This window comes from Thiomicrorhabdus xiamenensis (assembly GCF_013282625.1).
GTDB classification, from domain to species: Bacteria; Pseudomonadota; Gammaproteobacteria; order Thiomicrospirales; family Thiomicrospiraceae; genus Thiomicrorhabdus; species Thiomicrorhabdus xiamenensis.
This window is the reverse complement of the sequence record NZ_CP054020.1, coordinates 395909-414064: the sequence shown is the minus strand read 5'-3', so window position 1 is coordinate 414064 and position 18156 is coordinate 395909. Positions and strand designations below refer to the sequence as shown.

Annotated in this window: 14 protein-coding genes; 8 read left to right on the top strand and 6 right to left on the bottom strand. The window is 49.7% G+C overall.

Features of this window, described 5'->3' with window-relative positions; all coding sequences use genetic code 11:
- Window positions 1-61: 61 nt before the first annotated feature.
- Window positions 62-1201, top strand: coding sequence for a peptidase M42 (locus HQN79_RS01875; RefSeq protein WP_238843399.1), 1140 nt, complete (start codon window positions 62-64; stop codon window positions 1199-1201).
- A gap of 5 nt (window positions 1202-1206) precedes the next feature.
- Here the strand turns inward: HQN79_RS01875 and HQN79_RS01870 are convergent, their stop codons facing one another.
- The 4 genes from HQN79_RS01870 to HQN79_RS01855 all read right to left on the bottom strand — a co-directional run bounded on the left by HQN79_RS01870 (window position 1207) and on the right by HQN79_RS01855 (window position 5946).
- The gene (locus tag HQN79_RS01870) at window positions 1207-2118 is read right to left on the bottom strand and encodes a helix-turn-helix domain-containing protein (RefSeq protein ID WP_173284008.1); all 912 of its coding nucleotides are present in this window, start codon (window positions 2116-2118) and stop codon (window positions 1207-1209) included.
- A 248-nt stretch (window positions 2119-2366) separates the two neighbouring features.
- Window positions 2367-3131 carry an EI24 domain-containing protein gene (locus tag HQN79_RS01865; protein ID WP_173284007.1) on the bottom strand — a complete coding sequence of 255 codons (765 nt, stop codon included), beginning with the start codon at window positions 3129-3131 and terminating at the stop codon, window positions 2367-2369.
- Window positions 3132-3204: 73 nt separating this feature from the next.
- Window positions 3205-4572: an NAD-dependent succinate-semialdehyde dehydrogenase gene (locus HQN79_RS01860; protein WP_202984500.1), complete on the bottom strand. Its 1368-nt coding sequence runs from the start codon at window positions 4570-4572 to the stop codon at window positions 3205-3207.
- Window positions 4573-4599: 27 nt separating this feature from the next.
- Window positions 4600-5946, bottom strand: a complete 1347-nt coding sequence (locus HQN79_RS01855) for a dihydroorotase (RefSeq protein WP_173284006.1) — start codon at window positions 5944-5946, stop codon at window positions 4600-4602.
- A 522-nt stretch (window positions 5947-6468) separates the two neighbouring features.
- Here HQN79_RS01855 and HQN79_RS01850 point away from each other — a divergent pair.
- The 5 genes from HQN79_RS01850 to ppx all read left to right on the top strand — a co-directional run bounded on the left by HQN79_RS01850 (window position 6469) and on the right by ppx (window position 14550).
- Window positions 6469-7404, top strand: coding sequence for an ABC transporter substrate-binding protein (locus tag HQN79_RS01850; RefSeq protein WP_173284005.1), 936 nt, complete (start codon window positions 6469-6471; stop codon window positions 7402-7404).
- Window positions 7397-10174: a bifunctional diguanylate cyclase/phosphodiesterase gene (locus tag HQN79_RS01845; protein WP_173284004.1), complete on the top strand. Its 2778-nt coding sequence runs from the start codon at window positions 7397-7399 to the stop codon at window positions 10172-10174. The genes HQN79_RS01850 and HQN79_RS01845 overlap by 8 nt, the downstream gene beginning before the upstream one ends.
- Before the next feature lie 56 nt (window positions 10175-10230).
- A complete protein-coding gene (gene yidD / locus HQN79_RS01840; RefSeq protein ID WP_173284003.1) occupies window positions 10231-10512 on the top strand; it encodes a membrane protein insertion efficiency factor YidD in 282 nt (93 codons plus the stop codon).
- 193 nt (window positions 10513-10705) lie between these two features.
- Window positions 10706-12829, top strand: coding sequence for a polyphosphate kinase 1 (ppk1, locus tag HQN79_RS01835; protein ID WP_173284002.1), 2124 nt, complete (start codon window positions 10706-10708; stop codon window positions 12827-12829).
- A gap of 161 nt (window positions 12830-12990) precedes the next feature.
- Complete coding sequence (ppx, locus tag HQN79_RS01830; RefSeq protein ID WP_173284001.1) at window positions 12991-14550, top strand: exopolyphosphatase; 1560 nt, start codon at window positions 12991-12993, stop codon at window positions 14548-14550.
- A 26-nt stretch (window positions 14551-14576) separates the two neighbouring features.
- Here the strand turns inward: ppx and HQN79_RS01825 are convergent, their stop codons facing one another.
- Both HQN79_RS01825 and HQN79_RS01820 read right to left on the bottom strand, forming a co-directional pair.
- The gene (locus HQN79_RS01825; protein WP_173284000.1) at window positions 14577-15650 is read right to left on the bottom strand and encodes a flavodoxin domain-containing protein; all 1074 of its coding nucleotides are present in this window, start codon (window positions 15648-15650) and stop codon (window positions 14577-14579) included.
- A gap of 167 nt (window positions 15651-15817) precedes the next feature.
- Window positions 15818-16333 (bottom strand): hypothetical protein, encoded by a 516-nt coding sequence (locus HQN79_RS01820; protein ID WP_173283999.1) that lies wholly within the window; start codon window positions 16331-16333, stop codon window positions 15818-15820.
- A gap of 204 nt (window positions 16334-16537) precedes the next feature.
- Here HQN79_RS01820 and nfo point away from each other — a divergent pair, with 204 nt between their 5' ends.
- Together nfo and pyrE are read left to right on the top strand one after the other, a co-directional pair.
- On the top strand, window positions 16538-17377 hold the full coding sequence (gene nfo / locus HQN79_RS01815; RefSeq protein WP_173283998.1) for a deoxyribonuclease IV: 840 nt from the start codon (window positions 16538-16540) through the stop codon (window positions 17375-17377).
- A 130-nt stretch (window positions 17378-17507) separates the two neighbouring features.
- Window positions 17508-18152, top strand: a complete 645-nt coding sequence (gene pyrE, locus HQN79_RS01810) for an orotate phosphoribosyltransferase (protein ID WP_173283997.1) — start codon at window positions 17508-17510, stop codon at window positions 18150-18152.
- The last annotated feature ends 4 nt before the right edge of the window (window positions 18153-18156 follow it).

Below are 18156 nucleotides of genomic sequence, written 5' to 3'. Positions count from 1 at the left end.
TAAAATTCAAATTTTAGCCAGCCCAACGCGATCGCGCCAAGGCCGCTTTGTGGAGTAAACCATGAACGCCAATTCCCCAGACACCTCTGAAACGCTTTTTTCCCACACGGACACATCCCCGCAAGCGTCAAACGACCCGCTTCGCTTTGCCGAATTTATCGACCTGTTAAAATCACTGATTCGCGAACCTTCCGTTGTCGGAGCCGAGCACGCCTTTTTCCGGGTTCTGCAACGAGAACTCGAAGAGCGCGGTGCCCAGGTCACCTGGTACGAAGGTTTGCTGGTTGCCCATGGCAATGACCCGCACAGCTCGATGTTTTCCAGCCATATCGATCGTCATGGACTGATATGCACCGGCCCGAACGAATTTCAGTTTGCCGCTTTCGTCGCTGGACAGATGAGCGACCTTTTAGGGAAATCGGTCAGTGAAGAGTTAATGTTGACGCTGATGAATCGCTTTGACAACACACCTGTAATCGCCTACGAACCCTGGTCGGGTGCCTATCGCGGGCGAGGCATCATCAACAATGCGTTTATTTGCGAATATCGAAACAACCTGATTTTCGAAGTCGAAGGACTGGAGCACCTTGTCGCTGGAACCCCGGTCGGCTTTCTGGATCGTCTTAAAATCGATCACGGCTTGCTTTCAGGACAGCTCGACAATGTGCTGACGGCCGCCGCACTGGTCCATCTGTTCAGCTTAGGCTATCAGGGCACCGCTTTCTTCACTGCCGAAGAGGAATCGGGAGGCAGCTGGCGCTACCTGCTGGAATGGTTCCGCCGTTTCGGCGGTTCGACTAATGAATTATATGTCGTCGATACCAGCCCCTACCGCAATCGTGAAGAAGCCGATCGACAACAAATTGTACTGCGTAACCGCGACGAGTTTGCCGACTTCAATCTGGAAACCACCCAGAAGCTGGCGCAGGTATGTACATCGCTCGGCGTCAGCTACAGCTTCAAAGACCACTACATTGATCAGGTCAATCACGCCAACCTTGGTTCCAGCAAACCTCCCATGAGCCTTGGTCGCACGGAACTTGGGCGGATAACAGACAAGTCGAACGGTTTGGTGCACGGCACCACCCTGCAAATCCCGACTACGGGTTATCACACGATGAATGAAACGGCATCGATCGACAGCAGCAAAGCGTTTTTAAAAGTTCTAACCCGCTTGGGAAATATCCATCTTGAAGAATAATTCCTCTAACGCGGACAGCTCTCGGGGTTGAAAACCATCTTGACGATTGTATCGGTCAGCAGCATCTGACCGATATCTGCATAATAGCTCTTCATACATTTATCGCCGTAGCGGGTATTTGCCAGCATTTCGGTATTCAGATTTCGAGCGATCGCCTCACCCTCTTTTGTTGTCACCAGACCACCGACCTTGCCGACTTTCATTTGTTCGCGGATCAAATGCGCATAGAATCCAATCCATAACATGGATATCGGTAAATCACCGATACTGAAAAAGCCGACAATAAAATATTCGCCAGCCTCATCCTTACCAACAAAATCCTGTTCATCAAGCTGGCTGATCTCAAGCGAGAAATTCATAACCCGCTGAAAAGATTCCGAATTCAACTTAAGCGCCAGAAAATGCCCGAAATACTCTTCCTGATACTGACAGACCGTAAAGTAATTACCCGGCTGCATCGCCAAACGGTGATGCAGATCTTCATCCAGACCGAACTCGTATAATCCTTCGATGACCAGATAATTTTTTCTCAACGCGGTCATATGCATTCCGGAACTTACCGCATCCTGTACCTGAAGCTGTTTGATATCCATCTGATTGACGGGAAAATCGGCCACCATCCGATGGCGGCCGACAAACTTGGAAAACCCCATAGCACAGAAGTTTGCTTCGATATCCAGTGATTCCATCTCCCCGATAAACGGATAGATACGATTAAAGCTGCGCGAGAAATAACGAATAATCAGAGTCTGCTTACTGATGGCCGGCTTCGACACACCGCGCTCCCAACGACTGAGGGTAGTGCTATCCAGCGAACTGAAAGAAGCATCCTCGGCGACCAACTCCTCGACCAGCTCTGACTGCGTCACGCCCTTGCGTTCACGACACACGCGCAGATATTCCCCAAACTTAATCATTCGACCTTATCTTCCCTAAAGCGGAGTAAAGTAATCACCCCACTCACTGCCATACCTATAATTCCTACGTAGCCAATCAGGAACTTTCAGTAACAATCCCTTACAAAAAGAATCATACCAACTAAACTATCCGTTTTGAATCAAAAAAATCGAGAACAAGGCCTGAGACAGGCATATACAGGCGCTCAAAAATAAAAAAGGCGCATCTTAAATGCGCCTCTCAATGCCAATCCGACAGAGCCGAAAACTTACTTTTCGGCATCCGTCGCAACCGACAATTTATCAAAGTAATAATGCGCCATGGCAATAACTCCCAGCACCGGCATAAAGAGCCCGACCAGCGGCAAGGTACTGAGGAAAAACATCGATGCCAATGTCAGCGTCGGCGTCCAGTTATCAACGGATTTAAGCTTATTAAACAAAGCCTCCGGCAAAATCACCTGACCGACATCCAGAACAATCGAGTAACGAAAAAAAAGAAAACCCAGTAACCAGAACCAGATCGCGTTGATCAGAGGAATGAACAGCATCGGAATCGTAACAATAAATAACAGCAGCATCAGCAGACCGAATTTCGTCAGTTTCCACAACATATCGCCGATCGAACCATGCCCCTGATAATCCAGTCCCGGGTAGTGCTTATCGCGTACCACCTTAACCAGTGAATCGGTCATAAAACCGGTAATAATCATCGCAAACAACAGAATCAGATAACTGCCCAGCAAGACCCCCAGAACACCGGCGATCACCGCCATAATCAGACCTCCGACCCATAAAAGTGCCGAACCGATCAGAGGAATTGCGCCAACCGTCTGTTCGACCTCATTACCGAACTCCTGCATTTCCATCACCAGCGGATTCTGCGTCACGAAATCGCTGAACATCAGCACCCCGAAAACGCCGTAGCCGAGCAGCGAAACCAGAATAATCGCCGCAACAAACGGAACGAAAAGCCGAACCAAAATTTTAGGCTCTTTTAAATCCCCTAGCGTCTTTAACCACAAATCAAACATAAATAGCCTTTAAAAAACAAAAGCAACCAACCTGACGGAATGATTGCTTTGATCGTGATGGATTGATAGTCGCTTATTTAATCCAGATCGACTTCACGTTGGTAAATTCGCGAATCCCCTGCACCGAGAGCTCACGACCGTAACCGGAATTTTTCACGCCGCCGAACGGCATACGCGGATCCGAGAAAGTAATACTGTTAACAAACGTTGCCCCGGACTCCATTCCACGTGCCATGGTTTCCGCGGTCGCCATATCCGACGTCCAGATAGAACCACCCAGCCCAAAGTCGACCGAATTGGCAATACCTAAAGCGTGCGCCGGCTCGGTTGATTTGATAATAATTGCCACCGGACCGAAAAACTCCTCGTTCCAGGCAGGCATACTGCTGTTAACATCGGCAAGAATAGTCGGCGCGTAGTAACAGCCCGGACGATCCAACTGATAACCGCCGCACACCAGCGTCGCCCCCATCTCGACCGAACGCATGACCTGATCGTGCAACTCGTCCAGCAAATCCTGACGCGCCATTGGCGCCAGAGTCGTGCTTTCGTCCATTGGATCTCCGGCGACGAAATGCGACTCGATCGCTTCTTTAAACTGCTGAGTAAACTTGTCGGCCTGCATTTGATCGACAATAAAACGTTTAGAAGCAATACAGCTCTGACCCATATTGATAAAACGTCCTTTAACGGCATTTTCGACTACCGTATTCATACTGACGTCATCCAGAACGATAAAGGCATCGGAACCACCCAGCTCCAGCACGGTCTTTTTCAGTTCCGAACCGGCAATCGCCGCAACCTTACGCCCCGCAGGCTCGGAACCGGTCAGGGTTACCGCTTTGACGGCCGGGTGACGAATCACAGCTTCAACCTTGTCTGAACCGATCATCAGTGTCGAAAAGATGTGATCGGGGAAACCCGCTTTACGGAAAACTTCTTCAATCGCCAAGGCGCATTGCGGAACATTCGACGCATGTTTCAACAAGCCGATATTACCGGCAATCAGCGCTGGTGCCGCAAAACGGAATACCTGCCAGAAAGGGAAATTCCACGGCATAACCGCCAGAACAACGCCCAGAGGCAAATAAGCGACATAACTTTTCGATGCGTCGGTTTCAACCGGCTCGTCGGCCAGAAATTGCGGCCCTTTTTCAGCGTAGTATTCGCACACCCAGGCACTCTTTTCAACTTCCGCTTTTGCCTCTGCGTAGGATTTCCCCATTTCCAGAGTAATCAACTCGGCCAGCAGATCGACATCATCGCGCAGAACATCCGCAACTCGCTTCATCAGAGCACAACGATCTTCGATTGGTGTCAGCTTGCCCCAGTCGCCGAACATATAGCCGGCTTGAGTCACGACATAATCCAGGGTTTCGTCATCCCATGTTTCGAATTCCGCTAACAATTCCCCGTTGGCCGGATTAATGGATTGCATCATCGTATTCATCTCCTCATTAAACGCGGTTTATCGGTTAAACAGCAAACGCTGTCCCGGAGTAAAGTCGGCAAATTCGCCCTGATAGTATTTCAACTCGCCGGAAACAAAAGTTCCGATCACACTGGACGAAAACTCATGCCCTTCCCAAGGCGACCAGCCGCACTTGTACAACACTTCGTCCTTAAGGTCAGTATGTGGTTTATTGAGATCCACCAGTACCAGGTCCGCCCAATAGCCTTCGCGAATATAACCGCGCTCTTCGATTTCGTATAAGGTGGCCACGTTATGCGCCATTTTTTCGACTACCTGCTCAAGCGTAAAGACGCCTTGTTTGACCAAATCCAGAAGAACACTCAATGATTGCTGTACCTGAGGCAAACCGGCCGGCGCAGAAAAGTACGGGTTATGCTTTTCCTCTTCAAGGTGAGGCGCGTGGTCGGTTGCAACGACATCAATACGCCCTTCAATCAGAGCCTGACGAATGGCATCGCGATCCGACTGCGTCTTAATCGCCGGATTGCATTTAATGTAATGTCCTTTTGTCGCATAGTCTTCTTCGCTGAACCACAAATGGTGGGTACAAGCTTCAGCGGTAATTTTCTTGCCTGCAACCGGCCCCGGTTCAAACAGTTCCAGCTCATCCGCCGTCGTAATATGCAGGATATGCAGACGCGCACCGGTCTCTTTAGCCAGCTTCACCGCCATCGAAGAAGATTTATAACAGGCTTCGCGACTGCGGATATTCGGATGCTCGGCAGCCGGAATGTCTTCGCCGAACTTCTCCAGCCATTTTTCCTCATTCGCCTTAATCATAGGCGTATCTTCACAGTGGGTCGCAATCAGCGTCGGACTGTGCGTAAAAATATCGCGCAGCGCCTGCTCTTCGTCGACCAACATATTTCCGGTCGAAGATCCCATAAAGACTTTCACACCGCAAACGTTGCGCGGGTTAACTTTCTTCAGCTCCTGCAGGTTGTCATTGGTCGCCCCGAAATAAAAAGAGTAGTTGGCCCAGGATTTACTCGCACCCAGTGCATATTTTTCTTCAAGGCGTTCAATGGTCACCGTCGGCGGCTTGACGTTCGGCATTTCCATGAAGGTTGTCGTTCCGCCTGCTACTGCCGCTTTGGATTCTGATTCAATATCCGCCTTACTGGTCAGGCCCGGCTCGCGAAAATGCACCTGATCGTCAATAAATCCCGGAAGCAGATGCAAGCCCTTCGCGTCGATGACCTCGACACCCTCCGGTGCGCTCAGATTGTTACCTATGCAGGCAATACGCCCGTTTTCGATAAGAACATCAGCAACCGATTGCTGTCCTTCGTTAACAATAGTGGCTTGCGAGATTAAAAAAGCGTTGCGGGTGCCTGGCATACAGAGAAATCCTTGTTACTTTGGTTTGGGCTTGGCTATCACTATGACCGTGCAGCGATAGCGGGGATTAAATTATCCAACAGTTTAAACGATTAATCGCCGTCACTCTGTAAGAGTGCGCAATTTAAACGGGTTAAAATCAAATAAGTGTCTCTCAAAATCAATCGAATACACACTTTTGAATTGGTTTATAAGTCTAAACATTGTAAGATTTTTTCTAAAGGCGTGATACTGCAAGACAATTATCTTAATGCATTTGTACGCTTTTGATAAAAAATAGCCGGTTCCCTTTGACGACAGCCCTCGAAAGGCTCCGTTAAGAAACCGTGCTTTCCTTTAACCAACGTCTTCCGAAAGCTTAAAGTGGCTCCCTATTCCAGGTTTACTTCCATGCAAAACACATTCTTAAACCGAACAGTGCTACTCCTGGCTTTCATCTCTCTGACGGTATTCGCACTTCCTCCTCCCCCCTCTTTTGCAGGGTCTTCTCCTGGGCCAACGGTTCAAAAAACTGTAGACAAAATGGATAAGGTCAAACTGCCAAAATGTACCTACATCGCGTCCTATGCGCCCGGCTATGAATGGCAGGATCGGCTTGAATCCGCCTTATTCAGTACACTGCGCAAGCATTGCGAAATACAGACCTTTTATATGGATAGTAAGAAGCTGAATACGGAGTCGCAACTTACTGCCTCGGGCCTAAAAGCAAAACAATTTATTGAACAGACACAACCCGACTTGGTCATTGTGTCCGACGACAATGCAGTCGAGTATGTACTCGCCCCCTATTTCAACGGTTCTGAACTGCCTTTTATATTCTGCGGCATCAATAACAGCGGCATCAATTACAGCCTGCCTTACAGTAATACCACCGGCATGCTGGAAGTCGCACCGGTCCGCCAACTACTGGAATTACTGTTCCAGATAAATCCAGGTAAGACCCATGTCGCCTATCTGGCCGGTCCGGGAACAACTGCCGCCAAAAACGTGGTCGCCTTTCACCAAATCGTAAAAGAGTTCGACATTCCGAGCAGCGCATTTCAAGCCCAAACTCAGCAAGATTGGCGTCAGCTATTCAAGCAATTACAGGAAGATGAAAACACCGACATTATTCTGTTTGATAATTTCGCATCCTTCCCGGAGTGGGACAGGGACGTTAATTTAAACTGGGTCAAACGCTACTCCAAGAAACTGACCGTCACCAATAATGACTGGGTCATGCCGTATGTCATGCTCGGGTTGACCAACAAACCTGAAGAACAGGGCACCTGGGCCGGCCTTTCCGCCATCCATACTTTAGACGGTATGCCGATTGATCGACAGGAGGTCGTCGCCAACAATAGTTTTGTATTTTGGTATAATCCGACGCTTATTCAGGAATCGACCGCACCACTGCCGAACGCCTTCCTAATGCAGGCACAACCCTATGAATCCAAGGAGCCGGAACTCGATGAATGACCGTATCGGCCCTTTCTCGACCAAACTCAGCAAAAGACAGAAATTAGTCTGGCTTCTAATGCCTTTCTGGGTCATCGGATTCATCTTTCTGCACATTGAAGATCAGGCAAGCGAGAAACGCACCGCTTTCCTCAAAGAAGTTCAGGATATCCGCCAGAATTACCTGATCGAGGAACAGAAAATCAGCTCGCTGATTGAAGCCATCGCTCAGCAGTATTCAGGGCAATATATTAAGTCCTCACACGACATCAGCATTTTCGCACAGGGGCTGTTGAACGATTACCCTTATATCGAGGCGATGGGGCTGGCGACTTACGCCAAGAAAACACAGTTATCTTCATTTGAAGAAAAACAAAAACAGCTCGGATTCGAATCCTTTAAAATTCGACCGAAGGGCATTTTTCTTCAAGAGAAGGAAAATGCCTCCCCCTACTTTCTGGCCATCAATCAGGTTGAACCGCTCACACCGGACAACGCATCCTATATCGCCGAAGACCTTTTCAGCATTCCGGAAATCGAAAAACGCTTCGACAGTCAAGTCAAAGAAAACAGAACGGCGATCTTCTGGCTGGAGCAGACCCACCCGAATAAATCCTTGGCGGTAGTCACCCATCCCGTGTACGCCACAGAGCCAACAAACATCCATCAGGAAGACCGCTCCGAATGGGTAACCGGCGCAATTGTTTTTCTGGTCAATACCCACTCTGCACTGACCAAGCCGATTCAGAAAGCTTTCCGAGACGATGCGGTCGAGGTCTCTTTCAGGCGTGTTTCCGACAACTACAACACAGGCTGGTCCTGGAACTCCGCAAAGATGGAAAAGCCGCCAACTTCATACTGGAAACGTTTCGAGACGGTACTGGTTCCCTCGCTAAGCTGTCATAACTGCCGCATTACGATCACCAATCATCTCGACTGGCAAGAGATCGACAAACAGAAAGCCGTGATTTTCGGACTGATAAGTGCATTGATTTTTATCCTGCTATCGATTGCGACCCTCTCCATCCTGAATAAAACACGCATCTTGTCGGAAATGCACAACCGCCTTCAGGAACTGCTGGATTCGTCACAGGACGCTATTATCATTACCGACAAGTTCGGCATCATCAAAGTCTGGAACCCTTATGCCGAAGAGCTATTCGGCTATACACGCCGGGAAGCGCTGCAGAATTCATTGGTTCAGCTACTCTTCGATCGCTACACCATCAAAACCGTCTTCGGCGACTCGGGCACGCTACTGGATCTGTTTATCACGACTTCGGAACATGGGCATCAAAACACCAAAGCCTCCAAATTGGAGATGTCCTTGCTGACCCGCTCCGGCGAAAAAATTCTGGCTGAAATTTCCTATTCGGTATTAATGATTAACGACGAGCCCGAAATCAGTCTGTTCATCAAAGATATTACCAATCAGCGCAAAACCGAGAAAGAGATCCGTCAATACGCGTTTTACGACTCCCTGACTCAACTGGAAAACCGCGTTTACTTCAAATCCCAGATCGAAGAACAGCTCGCCGAACGTCCCGATCAGAGCTTTGCCATACTGTTTATGGATCTCGACGGTTTCAAACAGGTCAACGACTCGCTTGGACATAATATCGGCGACGAACTGCTCAAGGTGATCGCCAAACGCCTGACACACAATATCAAAGGCGTCGGCGATCAATCCCATATCTGTCGTTTCGGAGGAGACGAGTTCGTTCTGATGCTGCGTGACGCGGATATTTACAATATTTCGTCTATCGCGCTGCGCATCCTCAACAATATCGAACGAACCATTAAGATCGACAATCACGATCTTCGCGTCAGCGCCAGTATCGGGATCGCCTTCTACCCGCAAAACGGTCAGAGCGTCGATACGCTGTTGCGTCATGCCGATACTGCGATGTATGAAGCCAAGGCCCAGGGTAAAAACACCTTTGCCATCTATCAGGAACAGATGAGCCAGCACGTCTCTGCACGCCTGCAAATGGAAAAACATCTGCGCAACGCTCTGAGCAACAATGAAATGTACCTGTGCTATCAGCCGAAAATGGAAATCACCACCGGTAAAATCATCGGCGTTGAAGCCCTATTGCGCTGGCGAAATCCGGAACTTGGTCTGGTGCCGCCGAATGTTTTTATTCCGATTGCCGAAGAGACGCGGATTATTCTGCCGATCAGTCACTGGGTCGTCGACCAGACCGTCAAGCAACTGAAATCATGGCGCAATACACCTTTCCAGGATCTATCCATCGCCATCAACATCAGCAGCAGTCAGTTCAGCGCGGAAGGCTTCATCACCAACCTGGCGACTAAAATGCAAGAGGCGGACGTTCCGAACCGCCTTTTGGAAATCGAGCTGACCGAAAGTACCGTAATGACAAACGCCGATACCAACATCAAGCTTTTACGGGAACTCAGAAAACTCGGCTTCGAGCTGGCCGTTGACGATTTCGGCACCGGCTACTCGTCTTTGAGCTACTTGAAGCGCTTCCCTCTGAGCATTCTCAAAATCGATAAAAGTTTTATCGACGGCCTGCCAATGGATGAAGAAGATATCAGCATCAGTGAAGCGATTCTGCATCTGGCGCACAACCTGAACGTCCGGGTTGTCGCGGAAGGCGTGGAGACACTCAAACAACTGAACTTCCTCGAAGAGAGGCAGTGTGAATACATTCAGGGCTTTGTCATCAGCAAACCACTTAAGAGTGACGATTTGGAAGTCTGGCTGACCGAACATGCCGAGAATTTCTATCAGAGCGCAACCTACCGCGCTTTAAGAAACTAAGCCTGACGACTCGGAAAAGGACAGCGGCCATGCAACAAAGAGCGCAAATCTAAACAATGAAATGGAATCCTGTTTATTGGCTGTTTTACGCCATCATCCGCTTTTATCAACTCTTTATCAGCCCGTTGCTCGGACCACGCTGTCGCTTCTATCCAAGCTGCTCCAATTACACCATCGAAGCTCTCAAAACGCATGGTGTCATCAAAGGTTCCTGGCTGGCGATCAAACGCATCAGCCGCTGCCATCCAGGGAACCCCGGTGGAATCGACCCCGTTCCGCCCTGTTCTTGCGATGCGCAGAAAAAATCCAAACAACAGAATCCCGACAAACAGCAATAAAGCTCGCAACCTTTCTCATTTAAAGCGACTGATCTCAGCCATAAATATTTCACAATTTCTTCGACTACAGCGTCATTCAAGTGCGCTAGAATAGAAAATTGTGCCGTATTTACGTAGATGAAACAGTGGAAAAACGGCACCCGACATTAATCACTTTTTAATACTCAAATAAGGGATTTCAGGGACCTACTCTATGAGCGCAAACGATCTACCACCTCTTGCCACCGACTACCCTCGCTATATCAACCGCGAACAAAGCTTATTGGAGTTTAACCGCCGGGTTCTGGCCCAAGCTAAAAACCCGGATATCCCGTTACTGGAACGCCTTAAGTACCTGTGTATTTCCAGCAGTAACATGGACGAGTTCTTCGAAGTCCGTCTTGCCAGTCTGTATGAAGTGGCCAATCAGCCGGGCACCCTGACCCGCCCGGACGGAATGGATCCGAACGAAGCGATCGACATGCTCTCCGACACGGCACACGAGATCGTCGAGCAACAGTACAGTACGCTGAACCATATCCTGATTCCGGAGCTACAGAAGGAAAACATCAATTTCCTACGCCGCAACCACTGGAATGATACCCAGCGGGCATGGATTAAAGAGTACTTTATCCAGTCTTTACAGCCGGTTCTGAGTGCTGTTGGACTTGACCCGTCGCACCCTTTCCCGCGTGTTCTGAACAAGAGTTTGAATTTCATTGTTTCTCTGGAAGGTGCCGACGCCTTCGGACGCTCAAACGGCCTGGCAATCGTTCCGGTCCCGCGTTCATTGCCACGTATTATTAAACTTCCGCCTGAAGCGACAGAAGGTGATAACGACTTTGTCTTCCTCTCTTCGGTACTGCACGCGAATGTGTCGCTGCTTTTCCCGGGAATGACGGTCACCGGCTGCTACCAGTTCCGTGTCACCCGTAACACCAACCTCTTTATCGACGAAGAAGAGGTTGACGATATCATGAGCGCTCTGCGTGGCGAACTCTCTACACGAGACTATGGTGGCGCAATCCGTCTCGAAGTCGCGGACAACTGTCCTCCGCATATGGTGGACTACCTGCTGGACCGTTTCAACCTGACCGAAAAAGCGCTCTATCAGGTCAATGGTCCGGTTAACCTGCACCGCCTGAGCGCTCTGCCGGATAGAGTCAACCGCCCGGATTTGCAGTTCGAACCTTACACCCAGCGACAACTGACCAAGAAAAGCGTTAAAAAGGCCTTCAAACTGTTTACACGCCAGAAGAAAAACGACTCGCTGTTTGCCCGTATCGCGCAGAAAGACATTCTGTTGCACCACCCTTATGAGGCCTTTACGCCGGTTATCGACTTCCTTAAAGAGGCATCCAAGGACCCTGACGTTCTGGCGATTCGCATGACGCTATACCGTACCGGTGAAGATTCGGATATTATCAAAGCGCTGATGAAGGCGGCGCAGAACGGCAAAGAGGTTACTGCTGTCGTCGAACTGCGCGCCCGTTTCGACGAAGATACCAATATCATTCAGGCGACCCGTCTGCAAGATGCCGGCGTACATGTTGTTTACGGGGTCGTCGGCTACAAAACCCATGCAAAAATGATTCTGGTAGTGCGCCGAGAAAACGACCGCATTCGCTACTACACCCATATGGGAACCGGGAACTACCACCATATCACGACCCGTTTCTATTCGGATTTCGGGCTGCTGACGGCTAATCAGTCAATTGGCCGCGACGCCTCCAAGGTTTTCCAGCAACTGACCAGCCTCGGAGAGACCAAGGATCTCGAAGTCTTACTGCAATCGCCGTTCACCCTGCATAGCGGAATGCTGGAACGCATTCAACGCGAAGCGGAAAATGCCCGTCAGGGTAAACCAGCTCGTATCATCGCCAAAATGAACGGTCTCGAAGAACAGGAAATCATCGACAATCTGTATGAAGCATCGCAGGCCGGTGTCGAAATCGATCTGATCGTCCGCGGAATCTGTAGCCTCAGACCGGGCGTCCCGGGGCTTTCGGAAAACATTACCGTAACATCGATTATCGGTCGTTTCCTTGAACATCACCGCGTGTACTATTTCGAAAATGCCGGCGGCAAACCGGAACTGTTCTGCTCAAGTGCCGACTGGATGCGCCGTAACCTTCTGGCCCGAGTGGAAACCTGCTTCCCGATCCTTGATCCGCGACTTTTCCAGCAGGTTTATACGGAAGGACTCGGCGTTTATCTGGAAGACAACACCGGCGCCTGGAAGCTGCAGGCGGACGGCAACTATCTTCAAGCAATCCCTGAAGGACGTCCGGCCTATAATGCCCAGCAATATCTGATCGAAAAATACAGTGAAGGCTAAACCGCACACGCCTCAATCGAACGCCGCAATTCTGGCTAGGTAAAACCGCTTATTTTATCGGTTAACCTGGCCGGAAACCGCGTCTTTTGGGGCAAATCACTACACACCTAAAAACAGACAGAGTAAACTAGCGCTCTGAAAGAACACTCAAGAGAACTTCGATGAATCAAGAGACCCTTCTCCAGTACCCAGCGATCAACAGCCAAAGCCTCGGCATTGACGACAGCGAAGAGAACGCGCTGTATGCTGCAATCGATCTGGGATCGAACAGTTTTCATATGATCATCGCCCGTCAGACGCACGGACAGATGCAGGTGATCGATAAACACAAAGAGATGGTTCGACTGCGTTCCGGACTGGATAAAAGCGGTTACTTGAGCGAAGAAGCCTTTGCCAGCGGCATCGCCTGCCTGGAACGTTTCGGACAGCGCATCAAAGGCATTCCACACCAGAATATCCGCGCCGTCGGAACCAACACCCTACGCAACGCCAAAAACAGTCGCCAGTTTCTGAATGCCGCCCGTGAAGCTTTGGGAATCGGCATTCAGATTATTTCCGGCCAGGAAGAGGCGCGTCTCATCTACCTTGGCGTGTCCCTTGGACTGCCTAAGAGCGACGAGCAGCGCCTGGTCATGGACATTGGCGGCGGCAGTACTGAATACATTATCGGCCAGCGCAACCGCTATCAGCACCTGACCAGTACCGAAATGGGCTGTGTCAGCATTACCCAGGCCCATTTCGCGAATAACAAAATTACCGCCGAAGCGATGCAGAAAGCGATCGACCGGTGCCGTCAGGTGCTGCGCCCGCATCGTAACAAGCTGATCGCCTTGTCGTGGGACAACGCCATAGGCGCATCCGGAACCATTAAATCGATCGGTCAGATTTTAGAGCAAAACCAGTGGTCGGAAGGCGGTATAACGCTTGATGGCATGCTCCAACTGAAACAGGCTCTGATTGAATCCGGAGAGCTGGACGAACTGAAAATTTCCGGCCTGAAGGATGAGCGGCGCCCGGTTATCAGTGGCGGACTAGCGGTACTGATCGCTACCTTTATGGAACTCAATATCGACGTAATGCACGTCTCACCCAATGCACTGCGTGAAGGCCTGGTATTCGATACTCTGGGACGTCTGTATGCCGAAGATGTCCGCGATGTCAGTGTACAGGCGATGCAAAAATGGATGAAGGTCGACAGTAAACAGGCCGACGCCGTAGCGGCAACGGCACGTCACCTCTTCAAGCAGGCGCACAATTGTTGGGAGCTTCATTCCGAAGAAATCAATTACCGGCAGCTGCTGGACTGGGCCTGTCGCTTGCACGAATGTGGAATTGCCATCAGTTACAAGCGCTATCGGCAGCACAGCGCATATCTGGTCGCGCAGTCGGATATGGCTGGTTTTGACCAGCAGGAAAAACAGATTCTGAGTGCACTTCTGCTCAACCACAGAGGAAAATTCATCAGTTCCGCACTAGACGACTTTGACAAAGAACAAGCCCAGAAAATCCGTTATCTGACCGTTCTCCTTCGTCTGGCCGTACGTATCCACCGCGGACGGGATCTGGAACAGATCAAACCGGAACTGCTGATCAAGAAAGAGACCAACCTCTGTCTGATCTTTGCCGATAACTGGCTGGACCAACACCCTCTGAGTCAGATGGACCTTAAAGTTGAAGCCAAACGACTGGCACAGATCAACTTTAATCTGGAGTTTAAATAAGCCGCTCGAATCGAGGTCAAACAAGATTAATAGACGTCTAACTGGATACGCTTCTGCTTGCGGCTCTGCTGCCATAATGCCAGGGCGGCAGAAGCATCAAGCCCAAGTTCTTCCATAAACCACTTCTGCCAAAGCGCTTCCAGAGCCGGAGCCAAATGTTGCTGGCTACCACAGATATAGATTACAGCCCCCGCCTCCCACAGCGCCCAAAGCTTTTCTTTCTGCTCCTGCATAAGATGCTGTACATAGCGCTTGTCCGCCTGATCGCGGGAAAAAGCCAAAAACAGATCAAGACGCCCGGCCGCTTTCCACTCCTCGAGCTGATCGCAACAGAGACAGGCATGCGCCTTCTCGGTTTCACCGAAAAACAATAGATTGTCACCACCGTTTGCCTGTTGTACGCGCTGCTGCATAAAACCAAGGAAAGGCGCCAAGCCGGTTCCGGCACCGAACATTACAATCGGCGTCAGCGGATCGTCGGGCAGCTTGAACATTGGATTTTCTTTAAACTCCGCTTCGATCAGATCGCCGCAGCTCAAGCCGGCCAGAAAATTGGAGGCAACGCCGCTTTTCTCTCTGTCATTAAATCGGTAACGGACCGCTTTAAAAAGCACCTGCACGGTTTTATCGGAGGCGGAAGCAATCGAATAATAACGCGGGGCCAAAGGGGCAAGCCAATCGAGAAACTCAATTCCCATTTGCGCCATCTGTGGAAACTCCGTTAGCAGATCAAGAATATCGCGTCCGTAGGCATACTCGATCATCGCAGCACGGCCTGACCACTCACCCAACTGAAGTTGACGCTGCATTTTATTGAGTATCGCCGGGTTCAACTGAGTAATTTCCAAATGCCGGCCAAGCGCGTCGGACACACTGACCTCGCCTGCTTTACGCAAGCGGACGACTTCTGATCCGGACAAATTCAGGCGCTCGAGGATCTGTCGAACCAAGCCGGCAGGATTAACGGCTTGCACGGTTAACCAGTCTCCCGGTTGATAGGATAAACGCTCACCCTGCGGGTGCTGCAATGTTACGAGATAGACCGATTTAATCGCGGAGTGTGGTGTCAGAAGTTGTGATTGAGTGATTTGAAGTTGCATTTTGGAACCACTGGCTAAAAAGATGGCAACATCATAGCACCAGAGTCCTTATCGAGAAACCGCATAAGAAAAGAAGAGAGTCCGAGCCGTTATAGAGGGAAACGGCTCTTGATTAACGCCTGAATTAACTTCCAGGCATTACGCACAAACGGGCTGTTTCCAGAAAATCAGGCAGCACTCAAACGCTGGAACAACATGACCGCAAACGGTGATGCCGCCAGAATAGTGATGGAAGATGCCAAACCGGCCACCACGGCAATACCGACATTCATCCAGACTTTTTTCTGCTGGATCTGGGTGTCGGAAATTTGTCGCTCGATATTTTCGAATACATTCACCTGTTTTTTCAGCAGTCCGTTCAAGGTATGGATCTGCTTAAAGAGCAGCTGCTGTTCTTTCTCAATATACTTGCGTGAACGATCCGTTTTGCTTTCGACTTCGTTCAGATGGCGCGACAACTGAGAAACCGATGAGTCCATCTGGCCGACCAGATTTTTAATCGCCGTCTGATCTTCTTTCAACCATTTGAAATCCGAATGCAACATATCGTCATCAATATCCATATCTGCAAAGTAATTAGCGGTCGCGCCCATTTTATTGCGTTCTTTCTGGCGGCGCATCGCTTGTTCCATCAGCACGCTTTTAGATCCCAAAGGCTGAACATTACTTAAATCAATTGCCATTTTCTATCCCTCTATCTTGCTTGCCATAAAAACGCGATATGTATAAAAGCGCTTTCCGGCTTAATTCCTGCACGATTGCTATAATGCACCGGCCGAGTCGCATCCTGCGACCCAAAACCACCTGTTAACCGGCCAGCACAAAGGTCTTAAGCTTAAAGTGTGCCAAAATACAAAAGCCATGCAAACATACAGAGATCGTGAATTATGAAATACATCGGAGCCCATGTTTCCGCTGCCGGAGGCGTTGAAAACGCGCCTTTACGCGCATATGAAATCGGCGCAACCGCTTTTGCCCTGTTTACCAAGAACCAACGACAGTGGGTTGCCAAACCTTTGACACCCAAAAGCATCGATCTTTTCAAAGAGCGTTGTGAACGCTATGGCTACGGCCCTGGTCAAATTCTGCCGCACGACAGCTATCTGATTAACCTTGGTCATCCCGACGTCGATAAACGCCAGAAATCACTGGATGCCTTTATCGATGAACTGCAACGCTGTGAACAGCTCGGCATAGACCGCCTGAACTTTCATCCCGGCAGCCACCTGCGCGAAATCAGCGAACAACAGTGCATGAATCTGATTGCCGAATCAATCAACTTTGCACTGGATCAAACTTCCGGCGTAACGGCCGTTTTGGAAAACACCGCCGGACAAGGCTCCAATCTCGGGTATACCCATGAACAACTGGCTTATATCATCGACAAAGTTGAGGATAAAACCCGGGTTGGCGTTTGCATTGACACCTGTCACGCCTATGCCGCGGGCTATGATCTTAAAAACGACTACGAGGGATTTATACAGAATCTGGTCGATGTCATCGGACTCGAATACCTAAAAGGCATGCACCTCAACGATTCCAAAGCCACCTTGGGACAAAAACTCGACCGGCACCATTCTCTGGGACAGGGCGAAATCGGCTGGGCGTTTTTCGAAAAGCTGATGCAGGATACGCGAATTGATAATATTCCGATGACACTGGAAACCATCGAACCGGATTTATGGCCGCAGGAAATCGCCCAATTAAAAGCATTTGCCGGCTATTAACAAAATGCGCAGCAAGTCCCCATAAAATCGGCCAATTTTTCGATTAAAATAATCAACATTCACAGCCTTGCGCCAGACTTTTTGCTTGGAGTAAGATAATTGTAATTACCGCAAAGGATTTACCTCCTCAATGGATAAAAATCATTTTATTGAATTCGTGATGCAGACCGGTGTTCTGAAACTTGGCGAATTCACCCTCAAATCCGGGCGTCAAAGTCCGTATTTCTTCAATGCTGGCCTGTTCAATACCGGCGCCCAGTTAAGCACTCTGGCGAATGGCTATGCCTCAGCGATTGCCGAATCCGGCTTGGATTTCGACGTCCTTTTCGGACCGGCCTACAAAGGTATTCCTCTGGCCGCGACCACCTCTGTTGCACTTGCCAACAACCACCAGCTGGACAAACCTTACGCCTTCAACCGCAAAGAAGCGAAAGATCACGGCGAAGGCGGCAATATTGTCGGACATCCGCTGCAAGGCAAAGTTCTGATTATTGACGATGTGATTACGGCAGGAACGGCTATTCGCGAAGCGATCGATATCATCAAGGCCAACGGTGCCGAACCGGCCGGCGTTGTCATCGCGCTTGATCGAATGGAAAAAGGTAAAACCGAACTTTCGGCGATCCAGGAAGTTGAACGGGATTACGGCATTCCGGTTGTCAGCATTATCTCCCTGAACGATATCATTGATTATCTGCAAACCTCCGAGGATGAGCAAAACCAGAGCTACCTTTCCGCGATGCAGACCTATCGTCAGGAATACGGGATTAACTGATCCC